Annotated in this window: 1 protein-coding gene; it reads left to right on the top strand. The window is 41.3% G+C overall.

What is annotated here, in order from left to right; genetic code table 11:
• Nucleotides 1–198 precede the first annotated feature (198 nt).
• On the top strand, nt 199–750 hold the full coding sequence (locus HYU99_06715) for a nucleotidyl transferase AbiEii/AbiGii toxin family protein (GenBank protein MBI2340036.1): 552 nt from the start codon (nt 199–201) through the stop codon (nt 748–750).
• The last annotated feature ends 51 nt before the right edge of the window (nt 751–801 follow it).

Raw genomic sequence — 801 nt, 5'->3', positions numbered from 1 at the left:
TCAAGGGGTGCATTATTTGTAAATAACGATGCTCTTACACGGATGGAAGCGGCTGCAATACACCGGAAAAAACAGGTTGGCTCGTTGGAGGATTTATAGAAATGCCAAACGTATGAATATTGAAAAGGGTGCCACAGGCTTCATCGCTGGAGGTAATCACAGAAGTGGTTGTTAGGCCATTTTATTTGAAATTTGTTTATGATTAAGAAGGAAGAAATCGACATAAAGGCTGAGGAACTTGGAGTGCATACATCCAATGTACAACGCGATTATGTATTTGGCTGGTTGCTGGCAGGCATCTTTCATTCAAGCAATGACTTGAGCCGCCAGCTAATCTTGAAGGGGGGCAATTGTTTTCGGAAAGCATACTTTGAGCATACGCGCTTCTCAAATGATCTGGATTTTTCGGTGCAAACAGAAGTAGATGAAGAAAAATTGCGCGGCTCCATTAAGCAGGCTTGCTTATTTGCGCAAGAACAAAGCGGGGTAGAATTTTTCCCCGATGATAGTCGAATTGGGAGGAGAGAACTCGCTGAGGATGATTCCAGACTTTTTGAAGCGCGTGTATATTTCAAGAGCTTTTACGGTGATGATGATATTACCTTAAAGGTAAAACTCGATGTAAAAGAATACGACCAAATATTTCTACCGATTCAAAAGAGACGCCTATTGGATCAGATGGAAAAAGAGGCCTCGTCGAACAAATTGGCGACAGAAAAGGGAGTTTCTACAGGCTTAAAAAGAGGTTGAGCCATAAACTTTTAAGTATTTGATAAGTAAGTATATTTATGGCTCACTGCC

Source organism: Deltaproteobacteria bacterium (genome assembly GCA_016183175.1).
Lineage (GTDB): Bacteria > UBA10199 > UBA10199 > UBA10199 > SBBF01 > JACPFC01.
The sequence above is the reverse complement of the archived record's forward strand: the minus strand, read 5'-3'. Positions and strand labels throughout refer to the sequence as shown.

What these genes read in the sequence shown, in the direction of transcription:
- HYU99_06715 (MBI2340036.1), top strand. Translation starts at nt 199, where the DNA reads ATGATTAAGAAGGAAGAAATCGACATAAAGGCTGAGGAACTTGGAGTG.